General features: G+C 53.3%; 17 protein-coding genes. 6 read left to right on the top strand and 11 right to left on the bottom strand.

The window, feature by feature from the left end:
- Positions 1 to 407: 407 nt before the first annotated feature.
- From Q9245_RS03220 to Q9245_RS03195, 6 genes are all read right to left on the bottom strand, one after another.
- Positions 408 to 1052 (bottom strand): GntR family transcriptional regulator, encoded by a 645-nt coding sequence (locus tag Q9245_RS03220; RefSeq protein ID WP_305895810.1) that lies wholly within the window; start codon positions 1050 to 1052, stop codon positions 408 to 410.
- Between the two features lie 71 nt (positions 1053 to 1123).
- Complete coding sequence (locus tag Q9245_RS03215; protein WP_305895809.1) at positions 1124 to 2110, bottom strand: TRAP transporter substrate-binding protein; 987 nt, start codon at positions 2108 to 2110, stop codon at positions 1124 to 1126.
- Positions 2111 to 2144: 34 nt separating this feature from the next.
- Positions 2145 to 3434 (bottom strand): TRAP transporter large permease, encoded by a 1290-nt coding sequence (locus Q9245_RS03210; RefSeq protein ID WP_305895808.1) that lies wholly within the window; start codon positions 3432 to 3434, stop codon positions 2145 to 2147.
- The gene (locus Q9245_RS03205) at positions 3431 to 3946 is read right to left on the bottom strand and encodes a TRAP transporter small permease subunit (RefSeq protein ID WP_114333303.1); all 516 of its coding nucleotides are present in this window, start codon (positions 3944 to 3946) and stop codon (positions 3431 to 3433) included. The genes Q9245_RS03210 and Q9245_RS03205 overlap by 4 nt, the downstream gene beginning before the upstream one ends.
- A 36-nt stretch (positions 3947 to 3982) precedes the next feature.
- The gene (locus Q9245_RS03200; RefSeq protein ID WP_305895807.1) at positions 3983 to 5497 is read right to left on the bottom strand and encodes an AMP-binding protein; all 1515 of its coding nucleotides are present in this window, start codon (positions 5495 to 5497) and stop codon (positions 3983 to 3985) included.
- Positions 5497 to 6600, bottom strand: coding sequence for a hypothetical protein (locus tag Q9245_RS03195; protein ID WP_305895806.1), 1104 nt, complete (start codon positions 6598 to 6600; stop codon positions 5497 to 5499). The genes Q9245_RS03200 and Q9245_RS03195 overlap by 1 nt, the downstream gene beginning before the upstream one ends.
- Positions 6601 to 6944: 344 nt before the next feature.
- Here Q9245_RS03195 and Q9245_RS03190 point away from each other — a divergent pair, with 344 nt between their 5' ends.
- Positions 6945 to 7430, top strand: coding sequence for a hypothetical protein (locus tag Q9245_RS03190; RefSeq protein WP_305895805.1), 486 nt, complete (start codon positions 6945 to 6947; stop codon positions 7428 to 7430).
- A 518-nt stretch (positions 7431 to 7948) separates the two neighbouring features.
- Here Q9245_RS03190 and Q9245_RS03185 read toward each other — a convergent pair.
- Positions 7949 to 8581, bottom strand: coding sequence for a metallophosphatase domain-containing protein (locus tag Q9245_RS03185; RefSeq protein ID WP_305895804.1), 633 nt, complete (start codon positions 8579 to 8581; stop codon positions 7949 to 7951).
- 155 nt (positions 8582 to 8736) lie between these two features.
- Positions 8737 to 9627, bottom strand: a complete 891-nt coding sequence (locus Q9245_RS03180) for a LysR family transcriptional regulator (RefSeq protein ID WP_305895803.1) — start codon at positions 9625 to 9627, stop codon at positions 8737 to 8739.
- A 146-nt stretch (positions 9628 to 9773) separates the two neighbouring features.
- Between Q9245_RS03180 and Q9245_RS03175 the strand changes: the two genes are divergently transcribed.
- Complete coding sequence (locus tag Q9245_RS03175; RefSeq protein ID WP_199006663.1) at positions 9774 to 10472, top strand: CoA transferase subunit A; 699 nt, start codon at positions 9774 to 9776, stop codon at positions 10470 to 10472.
- Between the two features lie 37 nt (positions 10473 to 10509).
- Positions 10510 to 11166, top strand: a complete 657-nt coding sequence (locus Q9245_RS03170) for a CoA transferase subunit B (protein ID WP_305895802.1) — start codon at positions 10510 to 10512, stop codon at positions 11164 to 11166.
- A 33-nt stretch (positions 11167 to 11199) separates the two neighbouring features.
- Here Q9245_RS03170 and Q9245_RS03165 read toward each other — a convergent pair whose 3' ends face one another.
- Positions 11200 to 12207, bottom strand: coding sequence for a hypothetical protein (locus Q9245_RS03165; RefSeq protein WP_305895801.1), 1008 nt, complete (start codon positions 12205 to 12207; stop codon positions 11200 to 11202).
- Positions 12208 to 12433: 226 nt separating this feature from the next.
- Here Q9245_RS03165 and Q9245_RS03160 point away from each other — a divergent pair, with 226 nt between their 5' ends.
- The gene (locus tag Q9245_RS03160) at positions 12434 to 14182 is read left to right on the top strand and encodes an autotransporter assembly complex family protein (protein ID WP_305895800.1); all 1749 of its coding nucleotides are present in this window, start codon (positions 12434 to 12436) and stop codon (positions 14180 to 14182) included.
- Entirely contained in the window at positions 14179 to 17949 is a 3771-nt protein-coding gene (locus tag Q9245_RS03155; RefSeq protein WP_305895799.1) for a translocation/assembly module TamB domain-containing protein, read from the top strand. Before Q9245_RS03160 ends, Q9245_RS03155 begins: the two co-directional genes overlap by 4 nt.
- On the opposite strand, the gene Q9245_RS03150 is transcribed toward Q9245_RS03155, so the two are convergent.
- On the bottom strand, positions 17931 to 18716 hold the full coding sequence (locus tag Q9245_RS03150; RefSeq protein ID WP_305895798.1) for a gamma-glutamyl-gamma-aminobutyrate hydrolase family protein: 786 nt from the start codon (positions 18714 to 18716) through the stop codon (positions 17931 to 17933). The genes Q9245_RS03155 and Q9245_RS03150 overlap by 19 nt on opposite strands.
- Positions 18709 to 19710, bottom strand: coding sequence for an amidoligase family protein (locus tag Q9245_RS03145; RefSeq protein WP_305895797.1), 1002 nt, complete (start codon positions 19708 to 19710; stop codon positions 18709 to 18711). Before Q9245_RS03145 ends, Q9245_RS03150 begins: the two co-directional genes overlap by 8 nt.
- A 170-nt stretch (positions 19711 to 19880) precedes the next feature.
- Between Q9245_RS03145 and lexA the strand changes: the two genes are divergently transcribed.
- Positions 19881 to 20489 carry a transcriptional repressor LexA gene (lexA, locus tag Q9245_RS03140; protein ID WP_199006668.1) on the top strand — a complete coding sequence of 203 codons (609 nt, stop codon included), beginning with the start codon at positions 19881 to 19883 and terminating at the stop codon, positions 20487 to 20489.
- The last annotated feature ends 3 nt before the right edge of the window (positions 20490 to 20492 follow it).

Here is a 20492-nt window from a genome sequence, read left to right as displayed (position 1 = left end):
CCTGATGGGGGTGGTGTTTTGAGCGCGGAACCCGTGCCTTCCGCGCTTCCTCCGCACGCGCTCAATGCTACCGCCGAGCCACTTACCAAAAGCATTTGCAAAAATTTTCGTCGTTTGTTGTCCATAGGAACTCTCAAATCAGCGTATAGGGTATCTTTCATGGGATGCTAACGACTCTAAATGGCACTTTCGTTACGATGATTTATCTAGAGGCTCAGCTTTAATCGTTTGCCGCTGAGTAATTCTCGCGAGAAATGAAGGGCGTTAGAACAGGATTTTCCGTTATCTACTCAAATAGCCGATTAGGAATTGGGGGGATTACAAACAACCTCCGTCAAATACGCAGAATGGTTAGACTGGATCGAAAGGCCGATCAGGCAAGAAAACGAAAACACTGGGATCCAAATTCAAGAAAAAACCTTGCCTAACGAGGCAATAAAAGGCGTGAATTCACTGCGGCTCATGTCCAGATGATGGAACATCAAATCTGCCGCTAGTTTTTCATTCCTTTGCATGATCGCCTCCGCAATCGAGACGTGTTCATGCGCAGATTCGGAGGTCATCCCGGCAACTCGGTGAATCTGTCGACGATATGGGGCTACTTTTCTTCGTGCATTGAATACCGTGTTCACTAATTCATCGTTACCCGTCATGTGGTACATCAATTCGTGAAACTGCTTGTTTGATTCTGAGTATTTCTCCACACCTGTTTCGGCACCCTCGATAGTGAGTTTTGCTAAAGCTAGGAGTTTGTGTTTGTCTTCAACACTGCCAGAGCGTGCAGCCAGCCTTGCGCAGGATGACTCTAATACAGCAAGAAGCTCCAAAAGGGACAGCACATAGCTGAGGTTAACCTTTTTCACGAACACCCCTCTTCGTTCTCGGTATTCGACCAACCCATCGCTCTGCAGGCGTGCCAAAACCTCCCTAATCGGGGTTCGCGACACTCCAAACTCCGCTGCCAGGCTTCGTTCGTTCAGCCGGTCACCGGAAACATAGAAACGATCCAGAAGCCGCTCTTCCAAGATTTTTTGTATTTGATCCCTGTCCAAAGAAAGCTCCCTTCTCCATTAGCGAAAAAATGCCCCTTGGGCAAAAGACCAAGGGGCATCGAGAGTGGTGGTTACTTATTGTATTCTTTAAAGACCTTTACCAACAGGTCCGCATCTTTACCGTAGGATTTGGAAAACTCGCTCAGGTATTTTGTCGACAGTGCGTTAACACGTTGTTCGTCTTCACCCTCAAGCTCGATCACAGACGTGGACTGCTCTTCAACTAGGTCAGCGAGGCGCTTAGATTCTTCCGCAAAGTTGTCTGCAGACCACTTGATGGTCTTTTGAACAGCTTCCCGAATTGCCTGGCGTTCAGACTCATCCAAACGATTCCATTTGCGCAGGTTCATCACCAGAGCGTAGGGCGTACGGACAATGGAGCGGTCCAGCCGTGCCGGGGCAACTTCAGACAAACCCAGGTTAGCATAGGAAGAGTTGGTGGTGATTACGCCATCAACGCCGCCGGTTTGTAGTTGCAGGAACTGCTCAGCCGCACTCATAAAGACGACAGAGGCATCCAGGTCCTGTAGGGCAGGATCTGTGTATCCGCCCACACCCCGAATCCGTTTGCCAGAAAAGCCTTCAAGGCCCTTAACATGGTCGGACATGAACACAGTAGTATCGCCAGAGGAATTGATGAAGCCCAGCAGTTTGACCTGTGATCTTTCAAACTGCGTTCCCAGGGTTTCGAGCACACGCGGGTCGTTGGCAAACTCCAGAAGCTTGGCATCGCTCATCGACTTCGGCGGGAACGGGATGGTGAAGATCCGCATGAGATCCACACTGCCTACTGCGTAGCCGCCAAATAGGCTGTAGACATCCACCGTGCCTCTGGCGGTGGCCATAAATCCGTCTCGGCCTTTAACAAGGGACTCCGAAGGAAAGACCTTCACATCAAAAGTCTTGGAATCCAGGGAATCCGCAAAGTACTGGGCCGTTTTTCCGCGGAAGTCTTCTGTCGGGAAATAGTGGCCTAGTCGAATAACTTCTTTCGCGTTAGCCGAGACAGATATGGCTGACGCCAGCAGCACGAGTGAGAAAAATTTACCTAGAGACATTAGTTAATCCTCATTGTTTTTGTAGATTGTTCACTTAATAAAGGGCTGTCAGCGACGGGAACATCGATAGAACGACGATCGCTGCAGCGTACAGAACGATGAACGGGATGGTGCCTCGAACAACCTGCGATAAGGTGAGCCCGGCAACACTATCACGTACAACGTAAAGACATAGACCGACTGGCGGCGTTATCACGGCAAAGCACATGTTCACCATGATCACGACACCCAGCCAAATGGGGTCAAAGCCGTAGGCAAGCATCGCCGGAAAGATAATCGGCACGGCAATGATCACTAGAGAGATGGCATCGAGCAGCATGCCCAAGAAGAACAGCATCACCATCACGATGATGAAGAAAGTCCACTTGTTGAGCTCCGCCGAGATCACCATTTCCGCAACTTGCTGGGGTACCTGCGCATTGCTGAGGGCATAGCTGAAGACCATGGCGAAGGCGAGGATAGCCAGCAGCATGCAGTTGGTCTTGGTAGATTTGATCAGCGCTTCTGAGAGATTTTTAAAGGACAGAGAGCCCTTCATCGCTGAAATCACGAGGGCCCCGAACACACCGATAGCGGCCGCCTCTGTGGGGGTGGCTATGCCGTTATAGATGCTGCCAATTACCACGACGATGAGGAAGATAACCGGACCAGCAAGGGCCAACGATTTGCCAAAGCCCAGGTCCTTACGCTCGCCTGCGGTCGAATCGATACGCACGAAACCTGGTTTTTTACGTTCTTTCAGTGAGATAAATGCAACGTACGCGCTCATCATTACTACGATGACGATTCCGGGTATCAGGGCACCCGAGAACAGGTCGGCAATCGATGTTTCGGTCACAACACCGTACATGATCAACGGCAAGCTCGGAGGGATGATCATGCCCAAGCCACTTGACGCAGCTACGGTGCCCGAAGACATCTCGTTGCTGTAGTTGCGCTTCATCATTTCGGGAATAGCTACGCTACCGATCACTGCCGCAACACCGACGGCGGTTCCGCTGACGGCGCCAAAGATTGCCCCGGCAACGATGGTGCTGATGGCCAGCCCACCTGGCAACCAGCCAAACCACTTATCCACACTCCGGAAAAGATCCTTGCCGACGCCCGAGCTGTTGATGATCTCACTCATTAACACAAACAAGGGAATCGCAACCAGAACGAACTCGGAGACGGTCCCCCAGATGATGTCAGACACTGCAAACGAAGCACTAAAGCCGCCGATATAAACGATGCCCAGCAGGGCCGAGATTCCTAATGAGAATGCGACTGGCGTGCCCAGTGCGAGCATGATCAGCAGGGATGCGATAACAATCAAGACCATCATGCCTGTGCTCCTTGCATTGTTCGGCAAACGCCGCAGATGTTACGAACGAGTAGCCTGATAGCTTCGAGGGCCAGGACGGCAGCGCCAATTGGCATGAACATTTGGGGAATAAACAGAGGCATTGCCAGCGTGGTAGATGACCGCCAATTGAGCTGGTACGACAGCAGTGCCATGTCGTACGTGGCGTAGCCGACCACCAGTGCTAAGCCTAGGACCAAAACATCAATCAGTGCCAGCAAGGCAAATTTAGGTGCGCCGGTGAGCATGTCGATAAAAATCGACATGCTCACATGGCCACCCTCTCGGTAGACCCTTCCAGCGGCAAGGAACAGGATAGATGCTACGAGGTAGCCGGAAACCTCTGACACCCAGACAGAAGAGGTACCGAACAAAAAACGGTTGACCACTTCCCAGATGATCGCCACGACAAGGAAGACCGTCACCAGCAGGGAGAGATGGAAACTTAAGTCACCAACCCTGCCTACTACTTTATCTATTGTTCTTATAATCATAAAAACCTCATTATTGTTCGCGTGTTGACGGAGGCATCACTTAAAGAGTTTGGCGTTGTCCGTCCTCAGCTGGGCCTTAACAACTTTGCCCATGGCGTTGCGAGGCAACTCTTCAACTACCTTCACAGCTTTTGGCACCTTGTAACTGGCAAGATTTTCTTTGCAGAGGCTAATGACGTTTTCAGAGATTTGCTCCGAAGGGGCATCCAACACAACCACGGCGACAACGGCTTCGCCAAAGTCTGGATGGGAGACGCCGATAACGGCCGATTCTTTCACACCCGGCGCGGTGTCGATAACCAATTCCACTTCCTTGGGGTACACGTTGTACCCACCTGAGATGACTAGATCCTTACCGCGGCCGACAATGAAGAGGTAACCCTCGTCGTCCAGCCGTCCCAGGTCACCGGTTTTAAACCAGCCATCACCGGTGAACTCTTCGGCGGTTTTTTCGGGCTTGTTCCAGTAACCCTTCATCACCGCCGGGCCTTTGATCTCAATGCCGCCCACTTCGCCAATCTTGGCGGCGGATCCATCCTCAGCCGTCACTCGGACTTCAACGCCTTCGATCGGCAAGCCAACTGAGCCAATTTTGCGCTCTTTGTCGTAAGGGTTGCTGGTGATGATGGCGGATTCGGTCATGCCATAGCGCTCGAGGATCACGTGGCCGGTCCGCTCCAGGAATTGCTGGCTGGATTCCTCAAGCAGTGGTGCAGAGCCGGAGATGAACAGGCGAACAGAGTGGGTTACATCTTTATTAAAGTCGGGGTCCGCTAACAGGCGCGTATAGAAGGTGGGAACACCCATCATCACGGTACTTTCAGGCAGCTTTTCCAGCACCACTCTGGCATCGAACTTCTCTAGAAAGATCACTTTGCTCTGCGAGAGAAGTACGCAATGGGTCGAGATAAACAAACCATGGGCGTGGAATATGGGCAGAGCATGAAGCAGTACGTCGGAGGACGTAAACTTCCAGCCTTCTGTCAATGACTGACCGTTCGATGCGAGGTTGTCGTGGGTGAGCATCGCGCCCTTGGGCTGGCCGGTTGTTCCCGAGGTGTAAATAATGATGGCGACATCAGAACCGGCTCGCTCCGCTGCCGCTGCATTAGGCTCACAAGCCACCTCGGCGGACAACAGAGCGCAATGGCCAGCCTCGTCAAAGAGTGCTGAGCCAAACTTAACATGGGCCTCAATCGCTTCCTGGTTCTCCTTGTCGCTGACCTCGGAGCAGAAAAATACCGCAGGCTTGCTGTCACTCAGGAAATACTCGATTTCCCGGGCTTTGTAGGCGGTATTCAAAGGTACAAAGATGGCCCCGGCCCTTAACGTGGCTAGGTACAGGAAGAATCCTTGTGGGCTTTTATGGATCTGGGCGGCAACCCGGTCACCCGGCTGTACTCCAAGCTGTCGAAGGATTTCGGCAAACTTTGCGGTGATTTCCAGTAGGTCGTTGTAGGAATACTCCTCCCCGGACGGGCCCACTAGGAAAGGCTTTGCACCGGCTTGAATGGCGGATTCCAGAATTCTGTTAAAGAAGTTCTTGTTCATTATTGAGGTCCTTCGATTCGATCAATTATTTCCAGCTCAATGAGCTCAATTTCTTTTTCCTCGGCCGTTGCCGATGTGACGATTTGGTCCACGATTCCATACGGTAAAGCCTGTACACCTACACCCGGGGCCGCCGTGACCTCTGTTGCCGAGGCAGCGAGCGCTATGTAGAGCCCCCCCGAGACATCTTTGGCAAAGTGACAGGTGACCTGGCAGCCATACTTTTGTTTGCGGTAAATGGTTTCAGACACCGCAAAGAGCCAGTAGCTTTGGTATGCGTTTTCGTCAGCGGCATTGAGGCTGTGGCATGACCACTCACAGGTAAGCGCTAACTCATCCGAGTGGTCCCATTTGGCTATCGCCAAGATGAGTGCCAGCAAGTCGTTGATTTGGGGCGGCTGAGTACCAGTGCAGTTAATGCCGGATGGATCCTCCTTTACTCGAGAGGATTCAAAGGGCAGCTCCGACGCTTTCACCAGTTCTGCGCCGCCATGGGCGGAGTCCTCGTGTGAAAGCGCCTGATGTAGCTGTGTCTTAACGTCATCCGAGCTCTCAGCCCACACGCCGAAAGCATCGTTTCGAGCACGGTTTTCTGCAGCAATGATCGAGCGGATGTCGTGAGACTGGTTTTCTGGCTGCCCCTCCATTACACGGGGGCCCGTCATGGAAACGCGGGTGGCTTCGCTATAAATGCGCGTGTGTCCGCTCATCGCCAGCAAGCTGGCGCCACCAAAAACGTTCTTACCCATTAACACTACAATGCGGTGTCCTTCGGAGCGGAAGGCAAGGGCAGCATTCAAAAGCTTACGGAACGAGGCCTGGATCCCATCTCCCTCGTTGAGCCGTGCCCCGGAAGAGTTCAGGTAGAGAACCACCGGCAAGCCCTTTTCAGCGGCGTAGGCGAAAGCGGAACAGATCAGGTCAATCTCCACAGTGCCGAGGGCGCCTTTGTTGGGAGTCTCTTCAGACTGCACAAGGACGACAGGCTGCTCAAGGAAGCGTGCGGACCAAGTGGTGATGGAAAGCTCGGTGCCCTCAAGGTGAGGTACCAGCGAATCCTGACGGACGAAATGCTCACCAACAAACTGTTGCATGAGATCCATGGTATTTCCTTTTAATTATTTGGTATACCAAATAAGATCATTGGTGCCCCATGTGTTTATATTGGACTTTAGTCTAGGTTGGCAGGTGCGGCTTGGTCACTGCGGAAGAGGGCAGTGTAAAGGATTAGGTTTTTCCGCAGCGGTGACGGGGAATTACCGGCGTTGAATATGTGAATTGGAGCCTACCGAAATACGGGCCCCGAATCTGCCTAGTAGGACCGTGAACGGTGCTGTCTGCAGGGGAATAGGAAGATTGCCGGTCATCTGAGCTGTTTTTGATGGCTGTATGTATTAATCGCCTGCTAAAGTTTATATAGGTATCGGTTGATTCTTTGGGGGAGGGAATGACTTTAAAACGCTTCTCTGAAAAGATGTTGTTGGACGGCCTCGACGCATATGCCGCTCATGCTGATGAGTTGGCGGTGCCTCGCGATGAGGAGTTTAGCTTTCCGAAAACGATCGGAAATAGTCATGGCGTCGCGGCACTGCGCTGGATGCTCGAGCACCAAGGAGAGCTAGGGCTGACACCTCTGGACGTAGCGGTTCTTGCTGGGGCAAAAGATGAGCAAGAAAGTCGAGCATGGCTTTCTGAAGAGAGGGAAATGCCAGAGGCCGCTGTGAAGAAGCTAGACCTATTCCTCGGCATTTATAAGGGATTGGTAGAGATTACTCCTGCGCAAAACAAACAGATGGCATTTGAATGGTTTCAGCGCGCCACGGATCTGTTCACTGAATTTCGGCCGCTCTCTATCAGGGATTACCTGCTTCAAAACCCTTCCGAGGAAGCTCTTGAGGCCGTTAATCGCAGTGTGAAAGGACTGGCTAGATAGCTGGTTCACGTCGGCTGATTGTAGCGACAACGACCAAGGTACATCTGTTCGTCACTTATCGTCATTCCTTTGATGGTTATCGTTTCGCATTTCTTTTATTTCTTGGTGCCGGGACCATAGGCACCATGTGGTCAAGAGTGCTCCGCCGGTAATGCCTATAGCCAGTGCTGTGAGTGTCCCTGCTGCCATACTCATGGTTTCACCTAATCACTCTTTGGCCGAGTGATTGACCATTCGCTAGATTCGTTTCGTAACGATACGTCCTCATATTTCTCACGCCCAACAGGCTTTATGTTATCCCAGTCTCGCACTGCCTGTGGCATGGGAGCATTTGGGTCGCATTGCTTTAGGAGATCTTTTAGGACGTACTTTGTTCTATTGGTCATTATTTTTACCTCAAATGTCCGCGGCCTCATTGTACCGAAATGCTTCCAGGTTCGGCCGCCCAGGAATATCGGCAAAGCCCGCAGCAAGCACCGGCGTATCAGCAGGCAGACAATTCAGGCGCATCCTCACTTTCAGATATCCAGAACAATCGGTGGGTTCGTTGGTTCGTACCGAACGGTGCATGTGCTGGCATTAATCAGCTGGGTTTTACCCAGAATGTACTCTCCATAGCCTTCATGAATGTGGCCAAAAATATGCGCTTTCAACTGCAACTGTTGAATGCGGTGCAGTAAGTCTACGCACCCTACATTTTGGCACTGAAATCCCAAGGAGGCCTCATCCCCGATACCTTTTGGTGGGCCGTGCGTAATGAGTATGTCGGTGTCGTCGGGAATCTGTATCCACCGATCGTGTAAGGCCTGCCCGCGATCCAGCATGAATGCCCAGTCTAGGAATGTGGGAGTCCAAGGCGATCCCCAAAATCTAACCCCGTCGATTACAACGCCGCTATCCTCTAGGTATGTTGCGTTAGTGAGCGCTTCTTTGGCTATTTCTGGTGTTTCCTGGAAGGACCAATCATGATTGCCGGCAATCACGATTTTGTGCAAGTGGGGCAGGGTGCCGAGCCAGCTATTAAGATCTTCCACATTTTGCAACGTGCCGGCACCAAGGCAGTCGCCGGCATGAATCAGGACGTCGCCGGCCGGTATGTCCGGTATTTTTCCGTGCAGGCTGTGGGTGTCCGAAATACAAACGAGCCTCAAGGTGCTTCTCCGATTACGATGTTAGCAATGAGTATATCGCATTGCTAAGGGCTCTCTGTTCTGGGCTGTAATCCATAAGTAACAAGCCCTTGATGCTATCACGCCAGGTGGCACGGACGTTCGGCCTCGATGCACGATGATTTGCTAAGCATCGTTTATCCTGACCGATCGGCCCGGGCTGTCTTGAGTACTTCGTAGAGCGCACGAGTGGCTGCCGACCGCTCACGCTCCCGATGCCAGATAAGCCCTACCGGTTGCTCAATACGAGCGTCTTTCAATTTCAAAACCTTCGCCCCCAAAGCTTCCATCTGCGGGGTGCAGAGTGCGGGTACAACGCTAACCCCCAGGCCGGTGGCGACCATCTTGCCCACGGTCGAAAGTTGATGGGCTTCCAGTTCGGTTTTCAGAACCCGATTGCTATCTCGCAAGCTATCTTCAAGGTAGGCATGCACGGCTGAGGGTTTTTGCAGCGATATAAATGGGTGCTCTAAAAGAGCATCCCACTCCACGCAGTCTTCGCTGTCAGCTACGGTTTCGGGCGGAACAATCGCCACGAACTGGTCGTTAAACAAAGGTTCGAAGGCCAGCGATGCCGGGTAGGGCTTGAAGCCGATTCCCAGTTCTACTTCACCGATCTGAACCATATCGATGACATCCTCATTAATAACATCGTGCACTTGCACTGAAATGTTCGGATGCAAAGCCCGAAATTGCTTCAGGGCTCTTGGCAGTACGTTGATGGCAAACGAAGGCATAGCCGCAACACTGACCTTGCCAATGCCAAGAGAAAAGCGTTGTTGCAGTTCGTGATGAACGGAATCCCAGTCTGCAAGTAACTTCCTTGCCAGCGGTAGTAGTGACTCTCCCTCCGGTGTTAACTGCACCGACCGAGTGGTTCTTACGAACACCTTCCCGCCCAAACTATCCTCAAGACCCTTAATGGCCATGCTCAACGCCGATTGGGATGTGTGCAGTCTTTCGCTGGCGATAACGAAACTGAGGGTTTCGGCAACGGCAAGAAATGATCTGAGTTGTTTTACGTTCATGGGACTCGGCGTTGTGATGAGTATGAGTAACATTCTAGCGCACGATTGTTTTGTTTTTCGAAATAATTGCTCCGAAAAATTCGATTAAACAAATAAAAGTCGTTCGTAATAATGAGTGCTCATTAACAAGAAACGACGAGGTACAAATGGCTGGATTCGATAAGCGCGTGTCTTCTTACGAGGAGGCTTTGGAAGGCTTGGCCGATGGTATGACTATTCTGGCCGGTGGCTTTGGTTTGTGCGGTATCCCGGAAAACCTGATCGCTGAGATCAAGCGCCGAGGCAATCGGGACCTGACCGTGGTATCCAATAACTGTGGTGTGGACGGTTTCGGTTTGGGCTTGTTGCTGGAAGACCGCCAGATCAGCCGCATGATTGCGTCCTATGTAGGTGAGAACAAGTTGTTCGAACAGCAGCTGTTGAACGGCGAATTAGAGGTTGAGTTGACCCCCCAAGGAAATCTCGCAGAGCGTGTGCGTGCGGGTGGTGCAGGCATCCCTGCTTTTTTCACCGCAACGGGGTATGGCACGCAAGTGGCGGAAGGTAAAGAAGTGCGTGAGTTCGATGGCCGTAACTACGTTTTGGAGCAGGCAATCACCGGTGATATTGCCATTGTGAAAGGCTGGAAAGCCGATACCTATGGCAACGTGATTTATCGACATACCGCCAAAAACTTCAACCCACTGATGGCCACAGCAGGAAAGATCACCGTGGTTGAGGTGGAAGAAATTGTAGAAGCAGGAACGCTGGATCCGGCAGAGATCCATACGCCAGGTATCTATGTCGATCGCCTGATTTGCGGCACTTTTGAGAAGCGTATCGAGCAGCGCACCATCAGGGCCTGATAACGGACAACAACTCATTAAAACCGGGGAGAATCACATGGCTTTATCACGAGAGCAGATGGCAAAGCGCGTCGCCAGCGAACTGAAAGATGGTTTTTATGTCAATTTAGGAATTGGTATCCCTACCTTGGTGGCCAATTATGTGCCCGACGATATATCGGTAATGCTGCAGTCGGAGAACGGGCTGCTTGGGATGGGCGCGTTTCCAACGGAAGAAGAAATCGACGCCGACATGATCAATGCCGGCAAGCAAACCGTCACGGCGCGTGTGGGAGCATCAATTGTTGATTCGGCAGAATCGTTTGCAATGATTCGCGGTGGGCACATTGATTTGACGGTACTGGGTGCGTTTGAGGTGGATGTGCAGGGCAACATCGCGTCTTGGATGGTTCCGGGGAAGCTGGTCAAAGGAATGGGCGGTGCGATGGATTTGGTGGCCGGTGCAGACAACATCATCGTTACCATGACTCACGCCTCGAAAACGGGTGAATCCAAGCTGCTAAGCAAGTGCACTCTGCCTTTGACTGGGGCCGGCTGCATTAAACGAGTGCTGACCGATTTGGCGTATCTGGAAATCGAGAACGGTACCTTCATTTTGAAAGAGCGGGCACCGGGGGTTTCTGTTGAAGAGATTGCCGAAAAGACCGGTGGGCCTCTGATTGTTCCGGATCATGTGCCGGAGATGGCGGTATAATCCCGCTTTTACTGAATCGGTTTGAACCTGCTGTTACGGCAGGTTCTTCCGCCAATGCTTCACTCGAACCTGCCCCTTTATCGCGTCGATTATTTCATTAATCAACGAAATCAAAGCCTCTTGATCGCTGTCTTCTTCGGCCGTTGCATCCGGGTCGGGGAGTAGGGCGTTGACGATGTCCTCGATAAACGCGTGATTTGACGACGATGCAAGATCTTCAAGTATCTGGTGTATGACATTGGCGACGATGTCTCCCACCGCATTTTCCAGTGTGTCCTGAATGGTCGGCCCGACGACCGGCAGGTATTTGAGCCGGGACAGTTCCAGGTTTTGCTTTAAAGCGTGGTCAACCCGATCTTCCAGATAGGCTCGCAACGCGCCTCGATTGGGCATATAACCTTGCTCCGCGGCATGGGCAACTCGGTCAGACAACCAGTCTGCGAGCATGGCTTTTCTGGGGTATAGAATATCGTTCTGGATTCGGTCGAACAGCGGAGAACCTTGTTGAATCTCGTGCTGAACGCCAGTCAACACCTTGATCACGATCCGGTCTGAAAGCTCTTCCATAAACGCGTCGAAATAAAACGCAAGGAAGGTGTAGATGCGGGTGTTGGTGAAGTCGATGATTTTGTACTGGTGAAGGCGGTATACGATAGAAATAACCCGCAATACCCGCAGAAAACGGAAACTTCCGATGGGGATACAGCCAACCAGATCGTACCAATGGATGAACGGGTAGAAATACCAGCGGTCATAGACCTTCGCCTTCACAGAATACCCCCACCGGACAACGAACTCGCTCAGGAAGATCCACACGAAGATCATGTCGTAAAAGATAAAGCGTTCGTGAATGGGGTGATAGGCAGACTGCGCGGCGGGCAGATAGTCTTTTAGCAGGTTCTGCACAGCAACAAAGTTATAGATGGAATCCCAGATAATGAACGCCAGGTTGACGATCAGCAGCCCCAGCATTGCAAAGTCTATAAGGAACCAGATCATCTGATGGCTGGATTTCAGGTTTTCACGGTTGATCCTGAGCATTCTCGGTACCTGTGGGTGAAGCGGGAACCAGTCATAAGTCTATGACAGGGTAGCCTATTTGCTTAACAGGGACGACTTTCTTGCGGGTTCAGCTCAAGTCCAACTTCTTATGAATTCTCGCTTTATTTGGTGTTGCAGGCATGGCACGTGAGTTGGGGGACCGGTAAACTCCGAGGTCTAACTCCACGTTTCATAAAACAATCTGGTTTGGATGCCGGTACACCGTATGCTGCCACCTTTCTTAGTAAAAGAGACGGCTTTCAAGGCTATAGCGTTGCTCCTGCTCTGTCTTCCATCGCTGGTGCTGGCTAATCAGGTTGAAGTGCAGGTGAAGGGCGATCACGATGCTCTTGAAGACAACGCACGCATTTTTTTGGGCGAGGTTGAAGGGCGCACCGCAGATGGCCTGCGCCGATATGCTCCTACGGCAGTAGGTCAGGCCAAAGAAGCCCTCCGTGCATTGGGGTACTACAACCCGAAAATCACCTGGGAGGTGAATGACGGCGATGTGGGGCTGGCGGAGCTGATTCTCACTGTCGATCCCGGTACCCCGGTGCGCGTCCGTCAGCGGAACGTGGACATTCACGGGCCGGGGTCGAAGGATTCCGAGTTTGTTGATGGACTGCCTGAAAAGCCGCGGGTCGGTGATGTGTTGAACCACGGAGAATACGACAACCTTCGAAGCAGCATAAGCAACAGGGCCCGGCGCCTGGGCTACTTTGATGGCGAGTATGAGAAGCGCGAGTTGAGGGTTGATCCGGCGGAAAAAATTGCCGACATCAATCTGAGTTTCGAGTCTGGCGAGCGTTACCGGCTTGGGGAGGTCACATTTCTGGAAGGGCACGGCTTCGAACAACGGCTTCTGGAGCAGTTTGTGACCTTTGAGCCCGGTGAGCCGTTTCATGCTGCCAAGGTTGCCAAGTTGAGCGGCGACCTCTCCAACAGTGGTTATTTTTCAGGAGTGGACCTGGATGCCTCGCCAAGCGATGCAGAAGACCGGGTTATTCCTATCAACATCGATCTCACGCCTCGAGACCCACGTTCACTTGCAGCGGGTGTAGGCTTCTCAACCGACGTGGGGCCCAGGTTTCGTGGCACCTGGCGAGAGCACTATATAAATCCCATGGGGCATCGTCGGGGGCTCGACACCGAGGTGTCGGAATTGCGTCAGAGCATTTCGGGTTGGTATGAACTGCCGCTGGATCCACCGATGACAGACTCCATTCGATTGAGTACCGGTTATCAGCGTGAGGAAATCGAAAACGTGGCCTCCGAGCGTTTGACCCTGGGGCAACAGTGGCGCCACCAGCTCGATACCGGATGGATGCAGATTCTGGGGTTACGATGGGAAGGTGAGCGCTACACCATCGGCGAAGAAACACAGGACACCTCCAGTTTGTTGCTGCCCAGCGTCGGTTATTCGAAGTTGCACTCCAATTCCCCTTTGGATCCGTCTCAAGGTTACCGCCTGCAGGTCGATGTGACGGGTGCGCACCGGGCGGCGCTGTCGGATGCGGATATTCTGCATGTGAACTTTCTGGCCCGGGGCCTTTATACCCTGGCGGACAAGCACCGTTTTTTGGCTCGGTTTAATTTTGGCGGGGTGGCGACGAATAATTTTGATGACGTGCCGCCGTCTCTTCGTTTCTTCGCCGGCGGCGACCAAACGGTTCGTGGCTACGCTTATGAATCGTTGTCACCGAAAAACAGTGACGGTGATGTGGTGGGTGGCCGCTATCTTATTGTCGGAAGTGCAGAGTACCAGTATGAATTCATAAAGAACTGGCGCCTTGCCGCCTTCATCGATGAAGGCAACGCGGTGGATGATGTGTTTGATCCGTTAGCGACAGGGGTGGGTGTAGGGATCCGCTGGGTCAGTCCGGTCGGGCCTTTGCGCCTTGATGTTGCGGAAGGGTTGAATGAGTCTTTCGGTGGCGGCTGGCGGGTCCACTTTTCGATGGGGCCGGAATTGTGAGTGAGCAATCTGAGACGACTGATCATCAGAAGAACCAACAGGCCAAAGAACCCACCCGGCGTCGCTGGTGGTTTTGGTTATTGGCTGGCATTGCGGTCATCATACTGTTGCCGTTGATTGCCTTTGGCCTGGTTCTGCTTGCCCTCAACACCGACAAAGGCACCGCATGGACACTGGAGAAGATTCCGGGTTTGCAAACGGAAGCCGCTTACGGTTCGTTGCTGGGGCAGTGGCAGGCAGAGCGCCTGGAGTGGCAAGGCTATGGCGTCGGGGTAACGGTTAAGTCACCGGAAGTGGACTGGTCCCCAACCTGTCTGTTCCAGCTGACCGTGTGTCTGGATACCTTAAAAGCCAGCCGTATCGAGATTACGGTGCAACCGTCAGACACAGAAGAACAATCCGGTGGCGGAATAACCTTGCCTGACATCAACCTGCCGTTGGCGGTGGAAGTCAAAGACGTGGCTTTGGGTGAGCTAACGGTCAACGGAGGCCGCATCTGGGACAGGGTTGCGTTCAAAACGAGTGGTTCAGGGGCCAGCCTGAACATTGATCAGGCCTCCTATGTGCTCGGTGATCTGCGTGTGAACGCCAGCGGTTGGGCTGAGATGCGAAGAGATTGGCCGCTGGATCTGAACGTGAAGGTGGATTTGCCGCCGCCATCGGGTGATAAGTGGTTGGTTGATCTGAATCTCACCGGTAGCGTTCGCGAGCTTAGAGTCGATGGCCAAAGCGCGGGGTATCTCGATGCCCGGTTGCAAGGCTCTGCCAAACCACTCGACGAGCGTTTGCCAGCACAGCTCGAATTGACCTCGAAGGCCTTTATCGCCCATAACGCACTGCCGCCCACCTTAATGCTGAAAGATCTCGCGTTAAGTTTGGGAGGCTCTCTAGCGAATGGCTTCCAGACCAACGCGCGGGCGGTGCTTCCCGGCACGACCGGTGACATTCAGATAGGCCTCGACGGATTAGTGACCACCGAGGCTGCTTCGGATCTGCACCTTTCGCTTTCCGGTCCTGCTGTTACAGACCGTCAAGAGCCTGGCACCTTCAATGCCTCGGGAAACGTTTCCTGGAAAGAGGACTTGCAGGCCAACGCTGATATTAGCCTGGATGCCTTTCCCTGGTTTGGATTGTTGCCCGATGTTGCCGCACCTCCCGTGGTTTTGGAAACCTTGCAAGGACAGGCCAGCTATCGCGGAGAAAATTATCAGGCAGATCTTGAGGCAAGCGTTAAAGGCCCTCAAGGCGCGGCGGATTTGATCGCTAGTTTGGAGGGGGATTCCAAAGCGTTAAACGTCAACCGGTTGGAAATGACAACGGGGGCTGGATCAATGACAGGACAGGTTGGTTTGGGATTCTCCGGGCCACTGTCTTGGCAGGCAGCGCTTGAGTTAAACGCCTTCAATCCGGGGTACTGGCTACCCATTCTGGAGGCAGACTTGAATGGCCAGGTACACAGCCGGGGGCAGTTGCAGGAAAGCGGGTTGCCGATGATGTCGGCGGACTGGGATCTTACCGGTGAATGGCAGCAGCAGCCAGCAACCGCCAAAGGCCAATTGAGCAGTGACGGTTCCGACTGGATGCTGAAGGATTTATTGGTATCCGTTGGTGACAATAAAGTCAGTGGTAGCGGCCAATATGGTAGTGAGATCGGGGCGGAGTTATCCGTAGAGTTGCCAAAACCTGAACTGATTGTTCCCGGCCTGCAGGGCGACCTGTCTGGCGAACTCAGCGCACAGGGCTCTTTGCAAGATCCTCAGGGTCAGATCCGGCTTAAAGCTGAAACACTGGCATGGCGCGACGATGTGCAAGTTGGCCAACTAGAGGTTCAGGCCAGTCTGGGGGCCGGTGAGGTTTTAAACGCAAGCGCGACCGCGCGGGAGATTAAAGCGGCGGGTCAGTCCCTGGATGAAGTGAACGTTGCCGCCCGAGGCACGCGAGGTGATCATGCGCTGTCGCTGGAAGCGAAACACCCGGACATGTCGTTGCTGATGAAGCTGACCGGTGGGTTGGGCGAAAATTTTGAAAGTTGGACTGGCGCGATAACCCGAGGCGAAATCAATGTGCCGGAGCCCGGGCATTTGTGGGCATTGGACCAACGCACCGAGCTTGCTTACACCAAGCAAGGCGAGCTAAAGCTTGGTCAGCACTGCTGGCGCTGGCAGGACAGCTCCGTCTGCGCAGAGGACCAACAGCTGTGGCCGAACCCTGTCATTGCGTACCGGATTAGCCAGTTTCCAACGTTGGCCCTAGAGCCCTTACTGCCGGACACCTTCCGTTGGACTGCGCTGCTCAATGCCGATATCGAGGTTGCCATGACGGAAGCCGGCCCTGACGGCCGGGTTTCGGTTGACGCCGGAGAAGGTACTTTCGAGTTTTTGGTTCTGGATGATTGGGAAAAGCTGAGTCATCAAGAGCTGACATTAAACGCGATGCTCAAACCTGAGTTGGCGGAGTTGTCAGTGGCTTTGAAAGGCCCGGAACTCGGCCAGTTCGCGACACAGCTGAAGGTTGATCCGGTCGCCGATGACCGGCCAGTTGAGGGAACTTTTTCCCTGAAAGATCTCGATCTTGCTTTTGTCTCGGCGTTTTCCGGAATCGATGAAGTGGCCGGTCAGGTCAATGGCGAAGGCTCATTGGAAGGACCGTTGCTGAAGCCGGCTGTTACCGGTGAGCTGGCGCTCACCGACGGCCGCTTTCAGGATCCGGATTTGCCGCTGCCGATGGAAAAGGTGGTGCTGGCCCTTGAATTTGCCGGGTATAACGCGGACATCAGCGGGCGCTGGCAGAGCAATGACCGCAGTGAAGGGCAGCTCTCTGGCCGCTTGGACTGGCGCGGCGAGCCTGAGCTGAATTTGAATGTCAAAGGAGAACGGCTGCCGGTGCATTTTGAGCCTTATGCCTCGGTGGAAGTGGCCCCGGACATTGATATCCGTTTGCAGACTGGCGAGTTGTCTGTCTCCGGGCGCGTTGAAGTGCCTCGTGGGCGAATTGAAGTCCAGGCTCTGCCGGAATCGGCGGTCTCCGTATCAAGCGATGAAGTGATTGTTGGTGTGGAAGCCGAAGAGCCCGTAATCCGTAACATGCTCATGGATGTGGTTGTGGTGGTAGGCGAAGACGAAGTGACGCTGGACGCTTTTGGCTTGACCGGGGAGCTGAAAGGGACACTGCGAATTGGCAACGATATGGACACCCGCGGCGCTCTGAGATTGGTGAATGGCCGGTACGAAGCATACGGTCAGGATCTCAATCTGCGCAGGGCGCGAGTTGTATTTGTAGGCGCGCTGACCGAGCCGTATCTGGATATTGAAGCGGTGCGAGAGGTGGATGCCGTCGTGGCCGGCATCAGGCTCAGTGGGCCTATCAGCGAGCCGGAAACCGAAGTGTTTTCCGAACCGTCTATGCCACAAAGCGAAGCCTTGTCTTACGTCATCCTGGGGCGGCCGCCCCAGGGACGTGGCGATGAAGGGCAGATGAGCGCGGCAGCTATTTCGCTGGGCCTGACGCAGACCAATGAGCTGACGCAAAGCATCGGCGACGAGCTGGGTATCAAAAACCTGATGCTGGAAGCTGAAGGGTCAGGGGAGACGGCGTCTGTTGTCGCAAGTGGTTATATAACCGATGATCTGAGTATTCGTTACGGTGTGGGAATTTTTGAGCCGATCACCACGGTAGCGTTGCGTTACGATCTGGGGCGGTATTTCTATCTGGAGGCGGCCAGTGGGCTGGCCGCCTCATTGGATATCTTCTATACCCGGGATTTTTGACGGCGATCGGCCCGCTCAATAACGCGGGGTGCCTCGTTATTCCATTGTGCGCTCTCGTTTTCAAGGCGTTGGAGTTTGCGTGCGCACGCGGCCTGAACAAAACGACCAAAAATACGTCGGTGACCGGCGTGGTAGAGCAGATATTCAGGGTGCCACTGCACGCCCATCAGCCATTGCTTGCCGGTGCTCTCGATTGCCTGAACAAACAAATCATTATCCACTGCAGTGACTCTGAGCCCCCGACCGAGGCGCTTGATCGCTTGGCTGTGAATTCGATTGGCGCCGATTCTCCAGCTGGGCATCAAGTCCGCTAACCGACTGCCTGCTACCAGGCTGACGGTTTGCAGTGGCAGCAACAACGGGCGGTGCCGGGTATTCACCCGAAGGGGGGTGACGTTCTGGCACAGCGACCCCCCGTGGAAAATGTTGATGAACTGTGCGCCGCGACAAATACCGAGTACAGGGATACCAATCGCCTCTGCCTGTTCGAGTAACCGATAGTCGGTGTCATCCCGTTGGGGATCGTATTTAGCCGTTACCTGGGGCTGTTGACCGTATCGGTCAGGGTGCACATGAGTACCGCCCGAGAGCACCAGCCCGTCCAGCAACGCAACGTTAATGCGAGATCCGGGGCGGATGTAGTGGGTGCGTGCGCCCGACAGGCGCAAACCGAGGCTGATTAGCCGCTGTGCCAGGCTTCTCCGGGCGGGGCCGCTGATACCAATCGTTAGCCCCGGAATATCGGTTTCGGTTTCCTTGTTAGACATAACCGTGTTCTTGGAGCCATTGCTGAGTGGTGTCAGCCCAGGAATGGGTCAGATTATGAAAACTCAATTCTTGAGCTTCCCGGTATTTTCTTCTGAGTGCCGCCAGATCCTGTGCGTTGTTGGCTAATTTCTCGAGCACCACCCAATCGTTCCATACACTGGAAAAATGCCAGTCTGGGTTGTCTATGTCGCAGTCAGGAAGCCGGTAATGCAGCGTCGGGCGGCTCTTTATGCGGGGGTCTTGCACATATTCGGCCAGATAGTCCGCATCGAGGTGAGCGAACAAAGGCAGTAAATCCAGAGCACGGTTACGGGTCGGATTGCTGTCGAGATAGTCCTTCATCAAACCTTTGAGGTCTGGTGCATAGCTATCCTGCATCAGTATTTCAGCGTATTTGGCGCTCCAGGGTTCGATGTAGGTGGTGAACTTACGGCTGATATCGATCTGATGCCGTGATTTCAGCCAATCGTACAGTGCTGCAAATGCCTGTAGATAACGCACAATTGTGCCGGGCTCCAAGTCTGGCAGCTCCGGGTTTAGTTGCAGGCCGAAGGCGAAATAGATCGCTTCCCGGCTACCCAGTGCGCCTAGGTCACGGAGCTCGTCCACAAGCGTTTCCATGATATGGAGTTTGGACAGCGGCAAAGGTGGGCCAACGATTTCCAGAGGCACAATTTTTTCAGCGGCGAAATCGATCGCATCCATCGCGTGAGAAGCCAACTCCCTTATGGAGGTGGGCAGGCCCTCATCGGCAAGGTTGAGGTCTTTGATCGGATCCGAATCCAGCTCGATCGTATAGTCACCATCTTCAGTTTTGATGCTTGTGACGTAACGGGACTGGAGTTCCGGCTTACCCCCTAACAGCCGACTGGCATGATCTATAAGTGCATCGTAACTAAGCCCGGACAGTTCGATTTCCACACCAACCTTGCGTTCGTTTCCATCCGTTGTTTGGGTGCTGACGGGCATATTGCTGAGTTTAGAAGAGCTCATAGTATGTCGTGGTTCCTTTAAAGACTTTGAGCGTAACCATAACACAGGGGTATGTCGTTTCACGTTACTGGCCATAAATGATCGGTTTCAGACTTTACACTGGATAAAACACTGTATATAGTCAAATCACTGTATAAAAAACCAGTCATCATTATCTGGAGTGTCCCAACATGAAACTAACCGCCAGGCAGTCCCAAGTACTGGATATTATCCGGCGCTATCTTGATGAGACTGGCTATCCGCCAACTCGTGCAGAGATTGCTGCGGAACTGGGCTTTCGTTCGGCAAATGCGGCTGAAGAGCACTTGCGGGCTCTGGCGCGTAAGGGCGCGATTGAAATGGTGCCCGGGGCCAGTCGCGGTATACGGCTGCCAGAAGCCGAGCCGGATTTGGGGTTGCCGGTGATTGGTCAGGTTGCTGCGGGTAGCCCGATTCTTGCCCAAGAACATGTCGAAGATCATTGTGCGCTTCAGCCTAGTTTCTTCTCACCTAAGGCGGATTATCTGCTACGTGTGCGGGGCATGAGCATGAAGGACATCGGCATTCTGGATGGCGACTTGCTGGCCGTCCACCGGACTCAAGATGTCCAGAATGGCCAGATCGTTATCGCTCGTGTGGGTGATGAAGTCACCGTTAAGCGGTTCCGTAAGGAAGGCAATAAGGTTTGGTTGATTGCCGAAAACGAAGAGTTTAGCCCCATCGAAGTAGATCTGGCAGAGCAAGAGCTCTTTATAGAAGGTCTGGGTGTTGGTGTCATCCGGCGCTCAGAGCTGCACTGATAG

Source organism: Marinobacter sp. MDS2 (genome assembly GCF_030718085.1).
Taxonomy (GTDB): Bacteria; Pseudomonadota; Gammaproteobacteria; order Pseudomonadales; family Oleiphilaceae; genus Marinobacter.
The sequence above is the reverse complement of the archived record's forward strand: the minus strand, read 5'-3'. Positions and strand labels throughout refer to the sequence as shown.

Excerpts from the sequence above, each read along its gene's own strand:
- Q9245_RS03160 (WP_305895800.1), top strand. The coding sequence starts at position 12,434 with ATGCTGCCACCTTTCTTAGTAAAAGAGACGGCTTTCAAGGCTATAGCG.
- Q9245_RS03210 (WP_305895808.1), bottom strand. The coding sequence starts at position 3,434 with ATGATGGTCTTGATTGTTATCGCATCCCTGCTGATCATGCTCGCACTG.
- Q9245_RS03215 (WP_305895809.1), bottom strand. The coding sequence starts at position 2,110 with ATGTCTCTAGGTAAATTTTTCTCACTCGTGCTGCTGGCGTCAGCCATA.
- Q9245_RS03180 (WP_305895803.1), bottom strand. The coding sequence starts at position 9,627 with ATGAACGTAAAACAACTCAGATCATTTCTTGCCGTTGCCGAAACCCTC.
- Q9245_RS03150 (WP_305895798.1), bottom strand. The coding sequence starts at position 18,716 with ATGTCTAACAAGGAAACCGAAACCGATATTCCGGGGCTAACGATTGGT.
- Q9245_RS03205 (WP_114333303.1), bottom strand. The coding sequence starts at position 3,946 with ATGATTATAAGAACAATAGATAAAGTAGTAGGCAGGGTTGGTGACTTA.
- Q9245_RS03190 (WP_305895805.1), top strand. The coding sequence starts at position 6,945 with ATGACTTTAAAACGCTTCTCTGAAAAGATGTTGTTGGACGGCCTCGAC.
- Q9245_RS03170 (WP_305895802.1), top strand. The coding sequence starts at position 10,510 with ATGGCTTTATCACGAGAGCAGATGGCAAAGCGCGTCGCCAGCGAACTG.
- Q9245_RS03165 (WP_305895801.1), bottom strand. The coding sequence starts at position 12,207 with ATGCTCAGGATCAACCGTGAAAACCTGAAATCCAGCCATCAGATGATC.
- Q9245_RS03200 (WP_305895807.1), bottom strand. The coding sequence starts at position 5,497 with ATGAACAAGAACTTCTTTAACAGAATTCTGGAATCCGCCATTCAAGCC.
- lexA (WP_199006668.1), top strand. The coding sequence starts at position 19,881 with ATGAAACTAACCGCCAGGCAGTCCCAAGTACTGGATATTATCCGGCGC.
- Q9245_RS03175 (WP_199006663.1), top strand. The coding sequence starts at position 9,774 with ATGGCTGGATTCGATAAGCGCGTGTCTTCTTACGAGGAGGCTTTGGAA.
- Q9245_RS03195 (WP_305895806.1), bottom strand. The coding sequence starts at position 6,600 with ATGGATCTCATGCAACAGTTTGTTGGTGAGCATTTCGTCCGTCAGGAT.
- Q9245_RS03145 (WP_305895797.1), bottom strand. The coding sequence starts at position 19,710 with ATGAGCTCTTCTAAACTCAGCAATATGCCCGTCAGCACCCAAACAACG.